The organism is Neobacillus sp. FW104-15D2 (genome assembly GCF_058790155.1).
The window spans coordinates 110,598-130,756 of sequence record NZ_JBYTCJ010000003.1 but is presented as its reverse complement, the minus strand read 5'-3'; the positions used below and the strand labels follow the sequence as shown (position 1 = coordinate 130,756).

Here is a 20,159-nt window from a genome sequence, read left to right as displayed (position 1 = left end):
TTTTTTCTTTTAAAATCCATTCTCCAGGACCCCTATCCTAGCCCACGCAAAACACTGCCCGCCCGCATATGAAATAGTGTAGGCACTGACAAAAAAAGGAGGAACCCGTATGAACGATTTTAGAATGCCCTACTTCCACGGAGGACATGGTGGTTTCGGACATTATGGCGGTTTTGGCGGATATGGATTTGGAAGAAGGCCTTTTTACGGTGGAGGCTTTGGCGGTTTTGGAGGTCCATTTGTAGGAGGCGTACTTGGAGGTATGCTAGGCAGCGCTATGTTGGGATACGGTGGTGGTTATCCGTACGGCGGCTATGGCGGTTACGGCGGCTATGGTGGAGGCTTTGGATACCCTTACTATTAAGTTATTTCATTTTGATATAAGGCAGTTCCTTTGGCCAGTCTGTTATTATTATTACCTGGCTAAATTAGGTGATAAATGGAAATTTCAATTTCATGGATTAATTTAGGAAAAAAAGGGAATTAGGAAAGGAAGGAATAAACCTTTTGAGAAAGGAGGGCTATCACCATGGACATAGGCATTCTGCTTCAATTTTTTGAAGAGAACGGATACGTCGGATTATTTTTATGGCTTTGGCTAGGAATATTTGGACTGCCGGTACCGAATGAGATTATTAGTATGTCAGTTGGTTTGGCCTCTTCTCAGAAGGTTTTGAATCCTTATTTAACATTTATCGTTACACTAGCAGGGATTTTTGCAGCCTTAACGACAAGTTATGTGATGGGTAGGTTCGTAGGAAGGCCACTGCTAAAATTTTTAACCAAAAGGCAAAAGTTTGCGAATGCTATAGATACCTCGTTAAAGTTAATGGATAAATACAAAGCACAATCCTTGCTGTTAAGCTACTTTGTTCCTGGTCTCCGCACATTTGTCCCGTTTTTATACGGCTTCAGCCGACTTTCATTCCGGAATTTTACCCTCTATGCATATTCAGGTGCTTTTATATGGCTCAGCCTGATGTATTCAGCTGGTTTTCTGTTTGGCGATCATCTTGAAGAGATTGTCCAGTATGGGAAAAAGGCCATTATACTTGGGATACTGGTGGTGGGTGCCGCGGGAATTGTATGGGTGTTGTGGAAAAAAACACGGAAAAAAGCTAATAGCAGCAAAAATAATGATATTAATTTGGTGGCTGTGGAAGAATGGGTATTTTCTGAGACTTCCCAGCAAAAATAAAAGGCAGCGAAGGCTGCCTTTCTTAAGTGTTTAGAATTGATCTCTATGTTCATATAAGTCGATTGCTCCCAAAACGATATGGGCTAAACCAAAGCCGAAAACCGTATTGGAGATCATGGAGTCAATTTTTCTGTTTTGTTTCATTACAAGTCCTGCTGTTGTCACGGCTGTTCCAAGTACAGCGGGAATTAAACCTTCTCTAATATCCATTCGCCATCACCTCATTTTAGATGGAGGATGTCCAGAAGTGGACAACCATAGTATGTTCCATATTATAATAAATAAAATGGAATTTTTTGCATGGGGAGCTGAGGAAATGGAATTGAGGAATACGCTAATTGAAACACTGGGTATCGAAGTAACTTTGCTTGAAAAGGGAAAAGTAATTGCCACAATGCCTGTGGATGAAAGGACCAGACAGCCCTTTGGACTTCTTCATGGCGGTGCTTCTGTTGCTCTCGCGGAAACTGTGGCAAGTGTTGGTGCCTATGAGCTTGTGGACAAAGAGACACAAGCGGTCGCTGGGCTTGAAATTAACGCTAATCATGTTCGTCCGAAGAAGGATGGCAAGGTAACAGCTTATGGTGAGGTCCTTCATCAGGGAAGGACTACTCAGGTTTGGGATATCAAAATAAAGGATGAGCAGGATCGAATGATTTGCATTTCGAGGTGTACAATGGCCGTTTTTCCTTTAAAATAAGCTGTGTTAAAGAACATTGTAGATTTTTATCTATGCCAATTGTAGCGGAAGGTCACAAGATTCCGGGTGTCTTTAAAGGGAAATCAACAACCGAGTTTAACATTTTTCAGGAGGTGCCCTTGAATGTCAGGGCACCTTTAGTATGTAGGTGATAAATTCTTGTGTTGTCTATGACCTTTTTTTATCCCATAATGTTCTTTGGATAAACAACAGGGAGATATATGATGAAAAACACCTATTTAACAAGTTATTTTCCGCTTTTATCAATTATTTTGTTCAGTCTTTCTTTTGCAATTGCTATGGAAATTCCGCTTCTTGCCTTTCTGCAAAAAACAGGTATTTACACAGGGATGCTCGAGTTTTTTTCGGACAGCGGCGTGAAGCTTTCACTTATGGCATTATTAACCGTTATGTTCTTTATGGTCTTTGCTGCTTTAAAATTGGTCGCTGATACGATAAATGAACTCTCACTGCTCTTCTTTTCACAGGATTCGGATGGTGAAAGCTTAAGAAAGGTTCGCAATGGCCCACTCTTGTTTGCAGGAGGGGGAGCATTATCTTTATTAAGTATTCAGCAATTAACGGTGTTAGCGGGAGTTTTTCTGGCAACATCTCTTGTATACTTTGTCTATTTTGTTTTTAAAGTAAGCCCAGCCTTAAAAACCTCCGGATTAATAGGAATTATCTTTTTTCAAATTTTAACCTGGTCCATACTGATTCTAGGTGTTGCTATTCTGGCTGTTAAAGTATATAACAGCATCGTTGCCAGCATTTCTGTCTAAATCAAAATAAGGGTAACTAAAGCACGCGCTTAGTTACCCCTTACTGTTAGTTTTTAGCAATATCCTTCCAAATCATAAGGTGTGGACCCTTTTTTTCAATGGATTCCATGCTCTGTGGCTTGTCCTTACCAACCCAAACCCCAATGGTGAGCTCGTCTGTCAGCCCAATTAACCAATAGTCTTTATAATCATTTGTTGTACCTGTTTTTCCTCCTGCATAGGGAGCCTGGATATAAGCCCGTTTAGCTGTGCCTGCCCTGAGTGTCTCCTTCATCAAAACCCGCACCTTATCGACTGTTTTCTGGCTCCAGACCTTAACAGGTTTGTCATTCCAGGTATATAAAATTTTCCCCTGACGATCTGTAACGTTAACAATTGCTCTGGATGGCTGATAGCTGCCGCCGGTTCCAAAAACCGTATATGCACGGGTCATTTCAAGAGGAGACATGCCTGTGTAAAAACCTCCGATCCCAGCCGGAAGCCTTTGGTCTTGGCTGGTTACATTCTGAAAATGGAAAAGGTTAAGATCTTTAAAGGCATTTGAAATCCCAGTTGTTTGTAACAAACGGAGAGCAGGGGTGTTATAGGAATGGATAAAGGCACTCTCTAGCGTCACATATCCATACTTTGCATTACCGTAGTTTTCCGGGCAATAGCCGTTGGAGCAAAATGTACCTGCATTAATTTTTTGTGTTATATTTGCCTGCTTTCGCTCAAAATAGGGCGCGTAATCCAATAGAGGCTTAATAGAGGAGCCCGGCTGCCGGAATGCCTGGTAAGCTCGATTAAATTCATATTTTCGATATGCTTTTCCGCCTGCCATTGCCACAATCGTATGATCCTTTTGCCTGATTACTGTGGCGGCGCCTTCAACTCCCGGGTATGGAAGATTTTTTTGTACGGCTGATATTGTTTTATTTTGGAGGGCGGGATCAAGGGCAGTATGCACGACCAGTCCAGAATGAACAACTTCCTGATAATGCGCTTCAGCCTTTTCTATTATGGCTGCTTTGGTTTCAGGGGAAGCTTTGGCAACAAGCTGATCCAGGCCATCTTTTTGAAAAATTAATTCCTTCAATTCAGCTTCAGCATAATCAGTATAATCTGGAAATAAATTAGTTTTTATCCGTATATTTAAACGAATGGGCTCTGCCTTAATCTTTGCTGTTTCCTGAGCAGTAAGGATTCCTGCGGCATGAAGCTGATCCAGCAGGCGTTCCTGCCTGGATTTCGTAAATACAAAATGCTTCAACGGATTATAGAGAGAAGGATTATTAGGAATAGCTGCTATAAAGGCCTGCTCTCCCCCAGATAGTTCCCCAATATGTTTATTGAAATACTCCCTTGCCGCTGCTTCAATGCCGTATGCACCATTTTGGAAGTAAATAGTATTTAAATACAGCTCCAAAATTTTTTCTTTCGATAGGGAACGTTCCAGCTGGTAAGCGAACATAATCTCGTTCAGCTTCCGATTGTAGGTTCTTTGCTGTCCCAGATAGATATTTCTGGCGAGCTGCTGGGTAATGGTACTTCCTCCCTGTGAAATACCCTGGCTTTTCATATTAATCGCCATTGCGCGAGCCATAGCTGGTAAGTCAAATCCGGGATGCTGGTAAAAGTTCCGGTCTTCAGAAACAACAAACAAATTCTTTACTAAAACAGGTATATCTTTTGAGGCAACATAATACCTTGTTTCTGCACCGGCAATCTCAGAAACAAGCTGGCCATTTCGGTCAAGAATTTCACTAGTTTGTTTAAGGCTTATATCTTTAATCTTTATTTTGTTATCGAGAGTGCTATGGATACTTTTTGCATGTCCCCATTCTTCCGATGCCAAAAAAACGGTCATGCCAAAAAGGGGTAGCAGAAGTAAAATAATAAGGTAGCCTGATAATGTTCTCATAATTAAATCAATCCTGTGAGTTTTTATGCTGTACTGTATTGTTATCGGTTCGGCTATTCATTTTTAAAGGAATAATTACCTGGAAATAGGAATATCATTGTGAAAAAATTTAAAAAATTACCGTGGAATTCTGCTATAATAAAATAAATAGGCTTAGAGAAAAGGCACAATTTTTTTGTACAGGTCTCTTATATAATATAAATAAACGGACAGAAGAGAAAGAGGGTGATAGTATGAAAGGGAAACGCCAATATTTATTTATCGATTTTGAATTTACAATGCCTGAAAAAAATATGAGATCGAAGGATTTTTATCCTGAAATTATTGAGGCGGGGATTGTAGCTGTTGTGGACAATCAAATCCAGAAGCAATTCTCCACTTACGTTACACCTGTACAGTTTCCTATTTTATCTGAACGCTGCAAATCTTTCTTACATATTACGCAAAAACAGGTGAACGATGGCCTGCCGTTTAGAGAGCTTGCGCAGATGCTGGAGGAGATGGGAAGGAATTACGACAATACGGTTGTTACATGGGGAAACATGGATATGAAGGTACTCCGTCAAAATTGCAGCCGTTCTGGAATATCATTTCCATTTAAAGCGGCAGAAGTTGATCTTTCAATGGAATATAAAAGGTTCTTTGGAGACCAGAACCAGACAGGGCTTTGGAAAGCAGTTCAGGAATATGGTAAGGAAGGAACCGGGAAACATCATAAGGCATTAGATGATGCTCTGACAACCTATCATATTTTCAAGCTAGTGGAAAAAGACAAGAGGTACCTTCAAAAACCGGAACCTACTACTATTGGAGACCGGGTTGATTTTTCAAAATTACTAAATGAGTTTGCTTAAAAGGCCAAATCACGAGAATTGTGATTTGGCCTTTATTTTTTGTTAAGAAAGCATAAAGTTTTACCTTTTAAATTGTCTAGTTCCAGCGCCCAGCGCCTAGTGTCCATCCCGCTTCTCCCTACGATAAGTCAACATCGAAATGCTTTGCATTTCGTGTATCCTTTATCTCAGTCGAAGTGGGCCCCAGTCCATACGTCGCTGAACGGGCGCTTCCGCTTTTCTTATTTTATTTGAAATAATCTTTCTCAAGTCCTTCAATAAGCTTAAGGCTAAGTTCGTTCCAAGCTGCGGAATCCTGGGAGAGATCTGCTTTCATTCTATCAACAGCTTCCCTTAAAGATGAGCTGTATTCTGGTATTTCCTCTTCATATAGCCTCACCATTTTCTTCGGTATGTTGGCTTGTTCACGAAAGGCAAGGGCTCTGCGTTCATGAAAAATCCCTGAACTGATTTCTTTTGGGTTATGCAGGTCCCCCTGCATGGGATGTTTCAATACTCCCAAAACCCTGACTAAATAATGCTCGGGACGAATATCCGTAACTTCACCGATGTACTTTCCGGTTTTATATATGGCAGTAACCTTATCTCCTATTTGGAATTCGCTCACAATTTCGCTCTCCTTTTTTAAATTTCAGTTTTATTTTATTATGGGGCATGATTTAATAAAAAACAAAGACTTAGTGTTTAAGCATAATATTTGGAGGAATGATATATGAGACTGAAAAGTGCAGCAATTATTTTCGCAGTTATTATGATTCTGGCTGCCTGCGGAACATCCGGCAGTAAAACCAAAACAGGGCAGGAGTCCCATAAGGCTGCATCAAAAACTTCACAAAAGGAAGGTAAAAAAATGGAGTATCCACAGCTTTCTACCGAAATTGCAGAAAATGAAAAAGCCGTTGAAATGGAAACATCGATGGGCAAAATAAAAATTAAACTATTTCCGGAATATGCTCCTAAAGCCGTTGAGAATTTTATCAAGCATAGCGAAGAAGGCTATTATAATGGCCTTATTTTCCATAGGGTTATTAAAGACTTTATGATTCAGGGCGGTGATCCGAAAGGAACGGGAACCGGAGGGGAAAGTATTTATGGAAAGCCGTTTGAGGATGAATTCTCAAAAAATCTTTACAATCTCCGCGGGGCTCTTTCTATGGCTAATGCGGGTCCAAATACGAACGGAAGCCAATTTTTCATTGTACAGAAAACTGGTCTTGATTCACAAATGAAGTCACAAATGGAGCAGGCTGGTTATCCGAAGGAAATTATAGATGCTTATAATGAGCATGGAGGGACTCCTTGGCTTGATTTCCGGCACACTGTTTTTGGACAGGTTGTTGAGGGGATGGATATAGTCGATAAGATTGCTAATACTCCAGTTGGAGCTCAGGATAAGCCAAATGAAGATGTAACGATTAAAAAAATTACTGTTATTAAATAAGTGTTGCAGTTGAAATGAAATGCTTGGTTGATGAAAGTGTTATTGATATAATAAATCATTGAGCATCACCTTTTGGAGAAAGGAAGACAAAAATGGTTCAATGGTTTGTTTTATCATTGTTTTTATATTTTCCTGAAGATAAAAGAGAGTATATACCAGCGGGCATAACCTTCGCTATTTTCTTTATTATGGCACTGATCGCAATGAGATTCTTTATCGTGATTTCACGAAAGGAAGCAAAAAAGGCAAAAGAGCTGGAAGACAAAATTATGAAAAAAGATACTGGGAGGAACAGCTGAGAAGCTGTTTCTTTTTTTTGGATAATCAATGTCAGAAAATCAACGAAACGACAAAAAGAGGGTCCTCAAAGACAAAACTCTTCAACGGACTAGGGGAAATGTTGATTAGAGTGGATCTTAAGGATAAATTCACCAACAAATTAGTGAAAGTGTCCAATAAAGAGGGGATTAAGGATAAAACCCGGTAACAGATCGGGAAACTTTTACCTAAAAAAGGAAAAGGAATAAAACTCGGTAATGCCGATGAAAAGTATCATTCTCTGCAACACATTTGTCTTGGAAAGTTTATTTTACAGCCTTTAAGGAGATACTGATGGACAAATTGCGTTTCTGGAGGAGTATGGTGATGAAGAATGGTTTGATTCTTATTCTGCTGCTGTTTTTAGCGGGGTGTACGGAAGGGAATCCGAAAAAGTTGGATGTAAACATGTACAATCCAGCGGGGGACTCATTGGGTACGGTCACCGTATCTGAACAGGCAAAAGGGATAAAACTTGAAGTGAATGTCAGTGGTTTGACTCCCGGTGAGCATGCTATCCATATTCATGAAAAAGGGAAGTGCGAGGCTCCTGATTTTAAATCTGCTGGGAATCATTTTAATCCAGAGAAAAAAGAACACGGTCTTCTTCATCCGAAAGGCGCACATGCTGGAGACCTGCCAAACTTAATAGTTGAAAGCGATGGGAAGGCAAAGGCAGAGCTTGTGGCACCTCAACTAACTCTCAAAAGTGGGAAAACATCACTTTTTACAAAAGAAGGAACCTCGATCGTTATTCATGAGGCCAAAGATGATGGGATGACCCAGCCGTCTGGCGATTCAGGGAATAGAATTGCATGCGGTGAAATCTCGCTTAATAAAAAAGGGCAGAAGAAAGCACAGGATGAAAAACAATAAATATTACTGGCGGCAAGAAAAATCAATCCTGCCGCTTTTTTGTTTTGCTTCCGGGTCGGAAACCGGTTAGAGGCTAAGAAAATGTTTTCTGTCTCTGTGCAAACGATTTCTTTTTTTGCTGTTTTAGATAATTATTCACTTTTATTTTAATAAGAATTGTTTATAATAGATACATAGGTTGCGAAGGCTTCATTTTTTTTGGACATTTAGGAAAACGGTTGCACAATAATTAGTGTAAAGGATGAACATAGATGAAAAGATTATTTCAAGTGGACAATTGGAAAATTGTTGAGACTGAACTCCATAAAGATGATTTTCGTCTTGCTGAGAGTTTAACCAGTCTTGGTAACGGACATATGGGCATGCGCGGCAATTTTGAAGAAACATACACAGGCGATTTTCACCGAGGGTCATACATTGCGGGAGTCTGGTTCCCGGATAAAACAAGGGTTGGCTGGTGGAAGAATGGCTATCCTGAATATTTTGGGAAGGTGATTAACTCCATCAATTATATTGGTATTCGAGTTTTACTAGAAGGACAGGAGATTGACCTTTATACAAATGAGGTTAACGAATACTATCGTGAACTCGATATGCAGCATGGTATTCTAACTCGACGATTTACTGTAAATCATGGCGGAAAAATAACAGAAGTTGAGGCAGTTCGTTTCCTGTCCATTGCGGACCCGGAACTAGCTGTCATTAAATATTCTGTAACTCCTAAAAACTATGAAGGTGAAATCACTTTCATACCGTACATGGATGGTGATATCCGTAACGAAGATTCCAACTATGATGAGGATTTCTGGACTGAAATCAGCAAAGGAATTTCTGATTATCAGGGCAGCCTGGTCATGAAAACAAAGGATAATCCATTTGGAACGCCAACATTTAAAGTGGCTGCTTCAATGAAGCTTGATGTTAAAGGTAATGTTGTTTCTGTTTCTACAGCACTTAAAAATGAGTACGTAGAAAACACCATCATTGCAAAAGCAGCAAAGGGAGAGTCAGTAACACTTTACAAATATATTGCTGTTACCACCGATCGTGACTATTCTGAGAAAGAACTTCTCCAAAAAGGTCAGGAGGTTCTGACAAGAAGTGCAGCTAAAGGATTTGAGGCATTGCTTGAAGAACATAAAAATGGCTGGCTAAAGCGTTGGGACATTGCTGATGTTGAAATTGATGGCGATGAGGTAGCTCAGCAAGGTATTCGTTTTAACCTGTTCCAGCTTTTCAGTACCTACTATGGTGAAGATGCAAGACTAAATATCGGACCAAAAGGATTTACAGGGGAAAAATACGGCGGTGCAACATATTGGGATACAGAGGCTTATGCCATTCCTTTTTACCTGTCAACAGCCTCTCCAATAGTGTCCCGAAATTTACTAGTCTACAGGCACAACCAATTAGAAGGGGCTTATCACAATGCCCGCCAGCAAGGTCTTAAAGGTGCTCTTTATCCAATGGTTACTTTTACAGGGGTTGAATGCCATAACGAATGGGAAATCACTTTTGAGGAAATCCACCGGAATGGTGCAATTGCCTATGCGATTTATAATTATGTGAACTATACTGGGGACAAAGAATATTTAAATGAGTATGGGATAGACGTCCTTACAGGTATCTCCCGTTTCTGGGCTGACAGAGTACACTACAATAAGAAAAAAGATCAGTACATGATTCATGGTGTTACAGGGCCAAATGAATACGAGAATAATGTCAGCAATAATTGGTACACCAATACAATCGCAGTCTGGACGTTGAAGTATACCCTTTGGGCAGTTGAATACCTGCAGAAAAATGGGCATGGCAAGCGTGTTGAGGATTTGGAAATTGATGGTGCTGAAATCGGAAAGTGGACAGAAATTATTAAGAAAATGTACTTCCCTTATGATGAGGAATTAGGTGTATTTGTCCAGCACGATACATTCCTTGATAAAAATTTGATGACTGCCGATGAGCTTGATCCATCAGAACGTCCTATAAATCAGAACTGGTCATGGGATAAAATTCTTCGCAGTTGTTTTATCAAGCAGGCGGATGTACTCCAAGGTGTGTACTTCTTGAACCATGAATTCAGCGAAGAAGAAAAACGCCGTAATTTTGAGTTTTATGAGCCAATGACTGTTCACGAGTCTTCATTGTCACCTTGTGTCCACTCCATTCTTGCTGCAGAGCTTGGCATGGAGGAAAAAGCGTATGAAATGTACAATCGTACAGCACGCCTCGACCTTGATAATTACAATAATGACACAGAGGATGGACTTCACATTACAAGTATGACTGGTTCATGGCTTTCAATTGTTCAGGGGTTTGCGGGAATGCGTACAGCTAACGAAACCTTATCGTTTGCGCCGTTTATCCCTGAAGGATGGGGTCGGTATGCCTTTAAAATTGTTTACCGCGGCCGTTTAATCCATGTAGAAGCTACAAAAGATGAAACAGCGATTACTCTGGATGGCCCAGCCCTCACTATTAATTTATATGGCGAAGATGTCAATATTGAAGAAAATGGCCGGGTAATAGCTGTTGCTAAACAAAAATTGGAGGAAATACTATAATGTCACAACTGTTAAAAGCTGTAATTTTTGACCTGGATGGGGTTATTACAGATACAGCAGAATATCATTATCTTGCCTGGAAAGCATTGGGCGAGGAATTGGATATTCCTTTTATAAGAGAGTTTAATGAGGAATTAAAGGGAATATCAAGAATGGATTCACTCGAAAAAATACTTGTACTGGGCGGTCGTGAGAATGATTTTACTTTTGAAGAAAAAAAGATTCTTGCTGACCAAAAAAATGTCCACTATTGCAGGCTTATAGAAGATATCACTCCTGCGGATATCCTTCCAGGCATTGAGGAATTAATAACTAAACTAAAGGCAGACGGTTTAAAGCTTGGGCTTGCATCAGTAAGCAAAAATGCGTTTACTGTTATGAACCGCCTGGAACTGACTTCCCAGTTTGATACTATTGTGGATGCAGCTAAGATTCTGAAGGGAAAGCCTGATCCTGAAATATTTCTGACAGCAGCAAAGCAATTAAATGTTGATCCTTCAAATTGTATTGGAATTGAGGATGCAGCGGCTGGAGTTGAAAGTATTAAAGGTGCCGGAATGTTCGCAGTTGGAGTTGGTAACAATGAAACACTTGCCAAGGCGGATCTTATCTACCCGAATACAGAATCAATTTCTTACAGTGAAATAAGAACATCCTTTGAAAATAAATAAACTAAAAGAGAGCCACCGGGATTTTCCGGTGGTTTTTCTATGGTGAAAATTCCTGTTTTTGATCGACAGCCATGGTCTTCTCGACGGATTGACTAAAGTGTGAAGAGTAGAAGTATAGAAAAAAGAAGTAGAAGTTGTAAGAAAAGAGGTAGAAGATTTGCGAAAAGGAGTAGAACCTCACATCCAAAAGGGAGAACATATGCGAGTAAAGCCGGCAATGGCCGGTCTTTAAGTGAGAAAAGTAGAAGTATCGGAAAAAGGGGTAGAAGTTTTAAGAAAAGAGGTAGAAGATTTGCGAAAAGGAGGATGCATTTTTCAGAACCATGAATCTAGCTGTTTCGCTGGATTGGCATGATGTTAGCCAGGTTGAAAAGCTCCTGGCCAATGTAACAGAAAATAAGTATTCTTTGGAACGTTATATTAATACATTAAAGGAAACTAGTAATTGATTTAGAAAAACTCCGTAAAGAAGTCCTTTTACGGAGTTTTTTGCATACTAAGCGAATGTTTTTAATTAAGTAAGATAAGGGTAAAGGTAACTGTGTTGCTATAAAACTTTTGGGCTGGAGACTGATATGAATAAAAAAAAGAGCAGAATGGAATTTTTATTTATTATTTTACTTGCAATATGTGTTTATCTCATGTTTTTTACCGGCTATCCCTTTTATATAAAACTGATAGCTGGTATTTTTTATCTGGCGATTATTATGGTCAGTATTTTTTCTCTTATACTGGAAAATAGGTCTGCTCCCCACACTTTATTGTGGATGTATGTTTTGTTCTTCCTTCCGCTTATCGGTTATATATTTTATCTTTACTCCGGACAGCTTTATTTAAAGGGGTATCTCTTTCAGACAAAGCGAAGAAATGACAGGGAGGCGTGGGAGAAGCTTACCAGGACAGAAACGAAACCTGACTTGAATTTTTTGCTCGACCAGCAAATGTCCTTTGCAAAATTTGCGGAGAATGCTTCGGTTACTCCAATTAGCATTGCAACGAAGGCGTCCGTCTTAAAGAACGGAGAAGAGACTTTTACAGAAATAAAAAGGCGTCTTCAGGAAGCTAAAAAGTTTATTCATATTGAATATTACATTTTCAGGTCTGACCGTCTGGGCAAAGAGATTATTGATATTTTAATTCAAAAAGCAAAGTCCGGAGTGGAGGTACTTTTTATTTTTGATGCCGCGGGAAGTTTAAGCCTCTCTGCTAAGGATATTGCTTTAATGACGGAGGCGGGGATTAAGGTTCATCCATTCTCTCCATTAAAATATGGCTTTTTTAATCAGAAATTCAACTTCCGCAACCATAGGAAAATTATTATTATCGACGGGGAAATAGGATTCGTGGGCGGCCTGAATGTAGGAGTTGAATATCTAGGACAAGACAAAAGAATTGGTTACTGGCGAGACACCCATATGGTTTTGGAAGGGGAGGCTGTATTCAACCTTCAGGCTGTTTTTCTACTAGATTGGGAGTATGTAAGCGGAGAAAGGGTTCTTGAAAGTTACAGTGCGAACAGGCTTCATGTCCAAGAAGGTGAGATTGATGGAGCCGTCCAGGTTGTTGCCAGCGGACCTGATACACAGCAGGGTATTATGAGTGACTTTTATTATTCTTTAATTTCCAGTGCGACACAGTCGATATGGATCGCCACACCATATTTTGTTCCTGATGAGTCTATTCGGACAGCTTTAAGAGTGGCTGCGGCCAAAGGGATTGAGGTAAGGGTAATGGTGCCGGAGATTAATGACAGCTTTTTAACTCAATATGCAAGCCGTTCCTATTTTCCTGAGCTTTTACGTTATGGAGTAGAGGTGTATTCCTACCAAAAAGGATTTTTGCATCAAAAACTTATAATAGTTGATGGAAATCTTGCATCCATTGGAACTGCCAATATGGACATGCGAAGCTTTCATTTGAACTTTGAAGTGAACGTTTTTCTCTTTGGCTCCAGTGCGATTCGGGATCTTGCAGCTGACTATGAGGAAGATATGAAGGACAGTGAAAGGATTCGCCCTGTTGAGTTCTATAAAAGAGGTTTCTTTAACCGTGCAAAAGAGTCATTTGCAAGACTGTTTTCTGGCGTACTTTAACTATTAGGAAAAGCTGCATTTCATGAAGAAATGCAGCTTTTTAAAATTCTTAGCTCCAGCGGCCAGCTAGTTTTCATCAAGAGAAGCATCCTTCAAGTATGACCTTTAGGTGATAGTTGGGCCAGCTAGTGTCCTTCCCGCTTCTCCCTGCGGTAAACTGACATAGAACTCAAGTGCTCCTTCGCCACAGCTTTTTCAAAGAAGCTTATATTTTACCTCGTCGCAATGCTGCATGTCGTCTATTCAGGGAAACTGTTACAGGAAGTTGTTTCGCTGAACGGGCTTTTTCTTAGTTAAATCATAATTGTTCCTTTTGCCAGTTCTTTCGCTGCGGCTGCAGCTTGTACTTTGGCAGCTGCAACAATTTCCGGAACCTTTTTAGGGTATAAATCAAATGCCTCAGCTACAATAGTTTCCATTACTTCAATACCAAGAAATCTTAATGCAATTTTTAAATAACGATCCCCGGATTCCAGCTCCTGCATCGGCGTTCCGATATATTGTCCGCCCCTTGTGTGGATGTGTACAGCTTTCTTATCTGTCAAAAGTCCTTTGGCTCCGGTTGGAGTATAGGCAAATGTTTTTCCGGAAACAAATAAATTATCAATATAAGCCTTTAAAACTGCAGGGGAGCTTAGATTCCAAAGTGGCGAGACAAATACGTAATAATCATACTGTATGAATTCATCAGCAACAGCACGCATTTTTTTTATTTTTACTCTTTCAGGTTCTGTTAACTGGTCCATCGTATAACCGTAGCCAGCCAGCTTACCTCTGGCGGATACAAGATCTGCATCCATATGGGCCAAATCGTATGAAAACAAATCAATCCGCTTAATTTCTGTATTTGGCTGTTCCTCTAAAAAAGAATTGAGGAAGGTTTCCCCTATTTGCAGTCCTTTTGATTTTTCAATACCCTTGGGATTAGCGGTGATATATAGAAGTTTCGTCATATTTTCAAGTCCCTTCACTAAATACTCTCTTATCCATTATATAAAAAGGCGGAATGCTCAAAATTGAACAATCGATGTCTTTTCTGAACATTAAGTGTCTAAAGTCTAAAGGGCTAACAAAACTTAACATTTTGATTCCTCCGTACTTTTGGATATAATAGAAATATTTCAGTGTACAAAAAATATCATTACATAATTTATGTTTTGCATCTTGAAGGGATGATTTGAATTGGAAAGACAGAATGTTGGAGTAGTCGGAGTAGGAGTAATGGGAAGGAGCCTTGCACTAAATTTTGAGAGCAGGGGTTTTTCTGTTGCTGTTTATGATTTATCACAAGAAAAAATAAATGAAATTCTTGATACTAATAAAGAAAAGAATTTAACAGGAACTAATAATGTCCAGGAGTTTGTTCAATCTCTGGAAACACCACGAAAAATTTTATTGATGGTTAATGCAGGAGTTATTACTGATAAAGCCATCGAGAGCCTGGTTCCATACTTGGAAAAAGGTGATATCCTGATCGATGGCGGAAACAGTTATTTTGAAGAAACCATTCGAAGAAATAAGGAACTTGAGGAAAAGGGAATCCTCTTTATTGGAGCAGGGGTTTCTGGAGGAGAAGAAGGTGCCCTTACAGGACCGGCCATTATGCCAGGCGGGCAGAAAGAAGCATACGAGAAGGTTGAAGACCTTTTGGTATCCATTTCTGCAAAAGTAAATGGGGATCCATGTTGTACTTATATTGGACCAAACGGTGCAGGCCATTACGTGAAAATGGTTCATAACGGAATTGAATACGGAGATATGCAGTTAATTTGCGAATCATACCATTTATTGAAAAACATCCTTGGATTATCCGCTGAGGAGCTTCACAAGGTATTCAGTGATTGGAATAGCGGTGAACTGGACAGCTATCTTATTGAGATAACTGCAGACATTTTTACAAAAAAAGATGAAAAAACAGGCTTGCCACTCGTTGATGTTATCCTTGATACAGCCGGCCAAAAGGGCACAGGTAAGTGGACCAGCCAAAGTGCGCTGGATCTCGGAGTGCCTCTTTCCATTATCACTGAATCCGTTTTTGCCCGATTCTTATCAGCAATGAAAAATGAAAGGGTAAAAGCAAGCAAAATTTTGAGAGGCCCTTCACAGGCAAAGTTTTCCGGAAACAAAGAAGAAGTTATTGAATTAATCCGAAAAACTCTTTATTTAAGTAAAATTATTTCCTATGCACAAGGTTTTGCTCAATTGCAGAATGCTTCTAAAGAGTATAGCTGGGATCTTAAGCCTGGTGAAATTTCAATGATTTTCCGCGGTGGCTGTATCATTCGTGCAGGCTTCCTTCATAAAATTAAGGAAGCATACGACCGTAATCCTGAACTTGAAAATCTTTTGCTGGATCCTTATTTCCAATCCATAGTGGAGAACTATCAGGAATCGGCAAGGGAAGTGGTTGCTATTGCTATTAAGTCTGGCATTCCAGTTCCGGGATTGGCAAGTGCTCTTTCTTATTACGACAGCTACAGATCAGAGGTTCTTCCTGCAAATCTTCTTCAGGCACAGAGAGATTATTTTGGTGCCCACACATATCAAAGAGTGGATCAGGAAGGAACCTTCCATACGAACTGGCTTGAAAAATAATACCTCTTTCTCAGGGAAAGGTGTAAACTAATTTCATGTAACAAAAGGGGGATATGCAATGGGGCTTTTTAACGGATTAATGGGAAATGCTTCGGAAGTGAGTGTTTCTGAAATACAAAGGGATTTTGTTCAAATTCTTTCTCCAAATGAACGAATTGAAAAAGCATATAAGCTTATAAGGGACTTGTTTATTTTTACGAATAAACGACTAATCCTTGTGGACAAGCAAGGCATAACCGGTAAAAAGGTGGAATATCACTCCATTCCCTATAAAAGCATTACTCATTTCAGTATTGAAACCGCAGGGAACTTTGATCTGGATGCAGAGCTAAAAATCTGGATTTCAGGAAATGCTTTGCCTTTACAAAAGCAATTTAACAAAAGCCTTAACATTTATGAACTTCAAAGTGTTCTGGCAGAATATGTCCTTAAATAAAAAAATGGCAGCCGCTCTGGCTGCCCATTTTTTATTTCAAAAGATCAGAAAGTATAAAATTTTTGACCCTTGTAACTGTCTAGCTCCAGCGCCCAGCGAGTTTTCACCTCTGTAAAGCATCCTTGAATATCTTGCATCAAGTATGACCTTTAGGTGATACTTGGTGCAGCTAGTGTCCATCCCGCTTCTTCCTGCGATAAGTCAACATCTAACTCAAGTGCTCCAGCGCCACAGCTTTTTCAAAGAAGCGTATGTTCAGCTCGTCGTAAAGCTGCATGTCGTCAATTCAGAGAAGCCGTTACAGGGAGTTTACTCAGGTAGTTGCTTCGCTGCAGGGGCGCTTGGGCTTTTCTTATTACTCAATATCCTTAGGTTTCTCAGACATTGACCTTAATGCCTTGCGAAAATCATTATCGTTCATTTTATTGGATTGCTGTTCAGTAGTATCCATTTTTTTATTTTCTGTTTGGAAGGATTTTAATGCATTTCGATAGGCATTATCATCAATAGTCATATTCTTTTCTTCAGAAACATTTCTCTGTTCCGTACTATTCTGAACTCCAGTGTCTCCAACATTGTTGGAATGGTGTTCTAAAAGCATTTGTTCATTTTCGCTTTTGACTAAAACCGGTTCTGTCTTATTCATGGCAGAAGCTGCTTTCATATTAAATATGGTTAAAGCCACTAAGGCGATAACTGCAATAACACCAAATGCGATGAGTATGAACATTAATTATCATCTCCAAATGGCTGATTCGTAAAAGCCTTTGTCACATTGGCTACACGTTCTCCCAGCGCTTTCCCTAACTCTATGCCTTCCCTCGATATAAGCTCCGTGCTTTCGACTGGACAGGTGATACCTACTCCGTAATAAGAACCATATAGAGCATTTTCAGGGATGTTTCCTGGCAGCCCAACTAGAATCATACCCTGGTGAAGCATTGGTGTAATAAGATTAAGCATAGTAGCTTCCAACCCGCCATGGGTAGTTGCAGTTGTGCAAAAAACGGCGCCGATTTTGTTGATGAGTTTACCTTCAGCCCATAAGTAGCCTAGGCGGTCAATCCATGACTTTAATCCGGAGCTAATTGTGCCGAAATGCCCCGGGCAGCCCCATATAATGGCATCCATTTCCGGCAGCTTATAAACGTCAGCCTGGTCCACATGATCAATAAATACTTCCGCACCTTTTACTTTTCCGGCACCTTCAGCTATAGAATGGGCTAGTGCTTTTGTATGTTCTCCCTCGCTATCATAGACAACATAGATTTTCATTTTTGTTTCCTCCTTGATCGTTTAAAAATGAAACCCCTATTCACAGACGCAATAGGGGGCATGATTTCTTAAATGATTAAATTGAAACTTTAACTTCTGCATTCATTCCAGGGAGAACCCTTTCGGAGGGATTCTGAATTAAAATTTTCACTGGAACTTTTTGAGTAACTTTTGTGTAATTGCCGGTTGAATTTTGTGAAGGAAGGGCAGAAAATACGGAATTAGTAGCATACCCAATTTCTTCAACTTTTCCATCAAATATCACATCTGAATCTCCATCAACAGTAATATCAACACTGCTGCCAACTGAGATATCTTTTAAGTCTGATTCCTTAATATTTGCTGTTATATATAAGTGATCCATATCAGCAGTTTGGGCTAATACCTGTCCTGCCTGCACCATCTGATTTGCTTTTGCTTCATTTTTTATTACTTTTCCACTCATCATAGAGTTTACAGGAAGGCTTTCTTTTCCATCTGAAATGCTTCCCAAGGCATCCTTTTTAGCAACAGTGTTGCCCTCTTTGACATCCCATTCCGTTAACAAACCAGAAGTGGGGGCAACTACCTGCATCATATCGGCCGATACAACTGCATCGTCAGTTTTTACATAGTTTTCATTTTCATAGTAAAAGTAGGCACCCGCAGCAATTAAAGCAACAATCACAACGAGCCCAATAATATTTGTTAAAATTAAGCCGCCTTTACTCATTATCTTTTCTCTCCCATCAATAAATAATTAGGTATTATTATTAAGCTGTTTTATCTGTTAATTCCTTTTCCTTAGGAGCAGGCAAGAGGATACGTGTTGGTTTTTGAACCAAAGATCGGCCTTTTCCGGTAACGATTTTACCAATAGAAGCCAAGAGCATGATAACTCCCAATACAAGTAAAATGGTAAACAAATTATGATAGGCACCTAGAATAGCGGATTTCTTTGCATTCACTATTAGTTCATAGGATGCCAGGCTTTTTGCGCTTGCCAGGGAATGTCCATTTTCCATAAAGTGTCTGATCAGCTTAGTCATTTCAAGTTTGAATTCAGAACCATTTTGGTCAAGATGGCCTCTAATACCTTCATAGTTAGCCGCATTTTGTCTTGTCAGGTACCAGCCGATTATTGGGGATATGACTGCACCTGTAAAGTTACGAATAGAGTGCAGTGTCACCGACCTCATGGATGCCTGGTGTATATCACCGGCTAACGCTGTGCCTAAAGCTCCTGATACCAGTACCATAGCTACACCGCCACCAAGACAAGCAACTTGAAAATATAAAGATGTCAGAGAAGCTCCAGCCTCGATTGTTCTCCACTGAATGCTTACAAAAATAACCACAAGTGATCCAATGAAACCGAGAATTCCTGCTCCCAGCTTATCGTAAAGCAAAGTTTTGAGAATAGCAGTCACCACTACTCCTACAAAGAACCAGAAATAAAAGTGTGATAAGTATTTAAACGGAAGATCCATATCATTTCTTAAAAAGCCGTTGATCCCTGCTATAGCAAAGATTAAGGAAACATGGGATGCAACCGCCATTATGGTTCCTGATATTGGTTTTGCTGCTTTTAATGTCCGAAAAGGAACTAAAGGCGTTTCTGCTTTTATATCTACTAGAACAAAAAGTACTAATAAAATAAAAGCCCCTACAAGAAACGGCCATACATAAATGGAAGAAAATCCATTCTGCATTAAATTACAAAGCGGAAATGCCAGAACAGCCATAGACAAAATCCATAAAAATACTCCAGTTTTATCTACTGGGGTGTGGTCATGCTGATGTTCCTCATTTTTAGGCAGACCAAGAAATCCGACGATCAGGCACAGGAAGGAAGCCAAAACATTTAGTACAAATAACCAGCGCCATGCATCGGCGTTTAAAGATATGGATCCAAATAATGCCCCAAGTGCACTGGCTCCAAACAAGCCCGTAATAATCATCAGTAAAAAGAAATTACGTATTTTGTTTGGGAAAGATCTTAAGCTGGCAGGTAAAATGGTTAAAAATAAAAATCCTGCGCTTAAACCCTGTACTACTCTTGCAGCTATAAGTATTAACAGGTTAGGAGCAACTGCAGCAACAATAGAACCGCATAAAAAAATAAAGATAAATGTCAAATAATTCCTCCGCAAACCAAACTTTCTAGTAAGCACAGGACCCAGCGGCACGCCTAGAGCAAAGGCTAAGTTGGATAGTGTCGAGGGGAAAAGTAAATAATTTGAACTTAGGTTAAGCCCGTTTTGAACAATACCCTGGTTGAGCGTGTAAGAAAGATTCGAAAAATACTGAGACCCAATAGCAAAAATAGTTAAAAAGGATATTATCAAATATTGGGGGACAGCTACTTTTTCGGTCTCTGATGAGGATGTGTTTATCTGTGTGCTCAATCATGCTTCCTCCTTTCAGAAATAAGTTATCTCTGTTAAACCATGAATAAAATAGAAATACCTATA

General features: G+C 39.7%; 22 protein-coding genes. 14 read left to right on the top strand and 8 right to left on the bottom strand.

All coding sequences use genetic code 11. The annotated features are described in order from the left end of the window. Nucleotides 1–109: 109 nt before the first annotated feature. Both AC3WR0_RS04035 and AC3WR0_RS04030 read left to right on the top strand, forming a co-directional pair. Entirely contained in the window at nt 110–364 is a 255-nt protein-coding gene (locus AC3WR0_RS04035) for a hypothetical protein (RefSeq protein ID WP_492551099.1), read from the top strand. Nucleotides 365–529: 165 nt separating this feature from the next. Then, nucleotides 530–1,198: a DedA family protein gene (locus tag AC3WR0_RS04030; RefSeq protein WP_492551098.1), complete on the top strand. Its 669-nt coding sequence runs from the start codon at nt 530–532 to the stop codon at nt 1,196–1,198. Between the two features lie 30 nt (nt 1,199–1,228). Here the strand turns inward: AC3WR0_RS04030 and AC3WR0_RS04025 are convergent, their stop codons facing one another. Then, complete coding sequence (locus AC3WR0_RS04025) at nt 1,229–1,408, bottom strand: asparagine synthase (RefSeq protein ID WP_492551097.1); 180 nt, start codon at nt 1,406–1,408, stop codon at nt 1,229–1,231. A gap of 106 nt (nt 1,409–1,514) precedes the next feature. On the opposite strand from AC3WR0_RS04025, the gene AC3WR0_RS04020 reads away from it, so the two are divergent. Beyond that, the gene (locus AC3WR0_RS04020; RefSeq protein WP_492551193.1) at nt 1,515–1,898 is read left to right on the top strand and encodes a hotdog fold thioesterase; all 384 of its coding nucleotides are present in this window, start codon (nt 1,515–1,517) and stop codon (nt 1,896–1,898) included. A 224-nt stretch (nt 1,899–2,122) separates the two neighbouring features. Beyond that, nucleotides 2,123–2,680: a DUF5366 family protein gene (locus AC3WR0_RS04015; RefSeq protein ID WP_492551096.1), complete on the top strand. Its 558-nt coding sequence runs from the start codon at nt 2,123–2,125 to the stop codon at nt 2,678–2,680. A 46-nt stretch (nt 2,681–2,726) separates the two neighbouring features. Here AC3WR0_RS04015 and AC3WR0_RS04010 read toward each other — a convergent pair whose 3' ends face one another. Next, nucleotides 2,727–4,583, bottom strand: coding sequence for a transglycosylase domain-containing protein (locus tag AC3WR0_RS04010; protein WP_492551095.1), 1,857 nt, complete (start codon nt 4,581–4,583; stop codon nt 2,727–2,729). 233 nt (nt 4,584–4,816) lie between these two features. Between AC3WR0_RS04010 and kapD the strand changes: the two genes are divergently transcribed. Next, nucleotides 4,817–5,437 (top strand): 3'-5' exonuclease KapD, encoded by a 621-nt coding sequence (gene kapD, locus AC3WR0_RS04005; RefSeq protein ID WP_492551094.1) that lies wholly within the window; start codon nt 4,817–4,819, stop codon nt 5,435–5,437. A gap of 226 nt (nt 5,438–5,663) precedes the next feature. Here the strand turns inward: kapD and kapB are convergent, their stop codons facing one another. Continuing rightward, nucleotides 5,664–6,044 (bottom strand): kinase-associated lipoprotein KapB, encoded by a 381-nt coding sequence (gene kapB / locus AC3WR0_RS04000; RefSeq protein WP_492551093.1) that lies wholly within the window; start codon nt 6,042–6,044, stop codon nt 5,664–5,666. 243 nt (nt 6,045–6,287) lie between these two features. Here kapB and AC3WR0_RS03995 point away from each other — a divergent pair, with 243 nt between their 5' ends. The 7 genes from AC3WR0_RS03995 to cls all read left to right on the top strand — a co-directional run bounded on the left by AC3WR0_RS03995 (nt 6,288) and on the right by cls (nt 13,400). Further along, nucleotides 6,288–6,878: a peptidylprolyl isomerase gene (locus AC3WR0_RS03995; protein WP_492551192.1), complete on the top strand. Its 591-nt coding sequence runs from the start codon at nt 6,288–6,290 to the stop codon at nt 6,876–6,878. Nucleotides 6,879–6,970: 92 nt separating this feature from the next. Then, nucleotides 6,971–7,177, top strand: a complete 207-nt coding sequence (locus tag AC3WR0_RS03990; protein ID WP_027320565.1) for a hypothetical protein — start codon at nt 6,971–6,973, stop codon at nt 7,175–7,177. 346 nt (nt 7,178–7,523) lie between these two features. After that, nucleotides 7,524–8,072, top strand: coding sequence for a superoxide dismutase family protein (locus AC3WR0_RS03985; RefSeq protein ID WP_492551092.1), 549 nt, complete (start codon nt 7,524–7,526; stop codon nt 8,070–8,072). A gap of 251 nt (nt 8,073–8,323) precedes the next feature. After that, entirely contained in the window at nt 8,324–10,636 is a 2,313-nt protein-coding gene (locus AC3WR0_RS03980) for a glycoside hydrolase family 65 protein (protein WP_492551091.1), read from the top strand. Further along, nucleotides 10,636–11,307, top strand: a complete 672-nt coding sequence (pgmB, locus tag AC3WR0_RS03975) for a beta-phosphoglucomutase (RefSeq protein ID WP_492551090.1) — start codon at nt 10,636–10,638, stop codon at nt 11,305–11,307. The genes AC3WR0_RS03980 and pgmB overlap by 1 nt, the downstream gene beginning before the upstream one ends. A 323-nt stretch (nt 11,308–11,630) precedes the next feature. Further along, nucleotides 11,631–11,756 carry a hypothetical protein gene (locus AC3WR0_RS03970; protein ID WP_492551089.1) on the top strand — a complete coding sequence of 42 codons (126 nt, stop codon included), beginning with the start codon at nt 11,631–11,633 and terminating at the stop codon, nt 11,754–11,756. A 126-nt stretch (nt 11,757–11,882) separates the two neighbouring features. Then, nucleotides 11,883–13,400: a cardiolipin synthase gene (gene cls, locus AC3WR0_RS03965; protein ID WP_492551088.1), complete on the top strand. Its 1,518-nt coding sequence runs from the start codon at nt 11,883–11,885 to the stop codon at nt 13,398–13,400. A gap of 293 nt (nt 13,401–13,693) precedes the next feature. Here cls and AC3WR0_RS03960 read toward each other — a convergent pair whose 3' ends face one another. Next, complete coding sequence (locus AC3WR0_RS03960; protein ID WP_492551087.1) at nt 13,694–14,371, bottom strand: FMN-dependent NADH-azoreductase; 678 nt, start codon at nt 14,369–14,371, stop codon at nt 13,694–13,696. Between the two features lie 211 nt (nt 14,372–14,582). On the opposite strand from AC3WR0_RS03960, the gene gnd reads away from it, so the two are divergent. Both gnd and AC3WR0_RS03950 read left to right on the top strand, forming a co-directional pair. Beyond that, a complete protein-coding gene (gene gnd, locus AC3WR0_RS03955; RefSeq protein ID WP_492551086.1) occupies nt 14,583–15,995 on the top strand; it encodes an NADP-dependent phosphogluconate dehydrogenase in 1,413 nt (470 codons plus the stop codon). A gap of 58 nt (nt 15,996–16,053) precedes the next feature. Further along, complete coding sequence (locus tag AC3WR0_RS03950) at nt 16,054–16,431, top strand: PH domain-containing protein (RefSeq protein ID WP_027320558.1); 378 nt, start codon at nt 16,054–16,056, stop codon at nt 16,429–16,431. A 355-nt stretch (nt 16,432–16,786) separates the two neighbouring features. Here the strand turns inward: AC3WR0_RS03950 and AC3WR0_RS03945 are convergent, their stop codons facing one another. The 4 genes from AC3WR0_RS03945 to AC3WR0_RS03930 all read right to left on the bottom strand — a co-directional run bounded on the left by AC3WR0_RS03945 (nt 16,787) and on the right by AC3WR0_RS03930 (nt 20,093). Then, on the bottom strand, nt 16,787–17,161 hold the full coding sequence (locus AC3WR0_RS03945; protein ID WP_492551085.1) for a hypothetical protein: 375 nt from the start codon (nt 17,159–17,161) through the stop codon (nt 16,787–16,789). Beyond that, nucleotides 17,161–17,706: an NAD(P)H-dependent oxidoreductase gene (locus AC3WR0_RS03940; protein WP_492551084.1), complete on the bottom strand. Its 546-nt coding sequence runs from the start codon at nt 17,704–17,706 to the stop codon at nt 17,161–17,163. Before AC3WR0_RS03940 ends, AC3WR0_RS03945 begins: the two co-directional genes overlap by 1 nt. Nucleotides 17,707–17,782: 76 nt before the next feature. After that, nucleotides 17,783–18,418, bottom strand: coding sequence for a biotin/lipoyl-containing protein (locus AC3WR0_RS03935; RefSeq protein ID WP_492551083.1), 636 nt, complete (start codon nt 18,416–18,418; stop codon nt 17,783–17,785). A 40-nt stretch (nt 18,419–18,458) separates the two neighbouring features. Beyond that, a complete protein-coding gene (locus AC3WR0_RS03930; RefSeq protein WP_492551082.1) occupies nt 18,459–20,093 on the bottom strand; it encodes an MFS transporter in 1,635 nt (544 codons plus the stop codon). Nucleotides 20,094–20,159 lie beyond the last annotated feature (66 nt).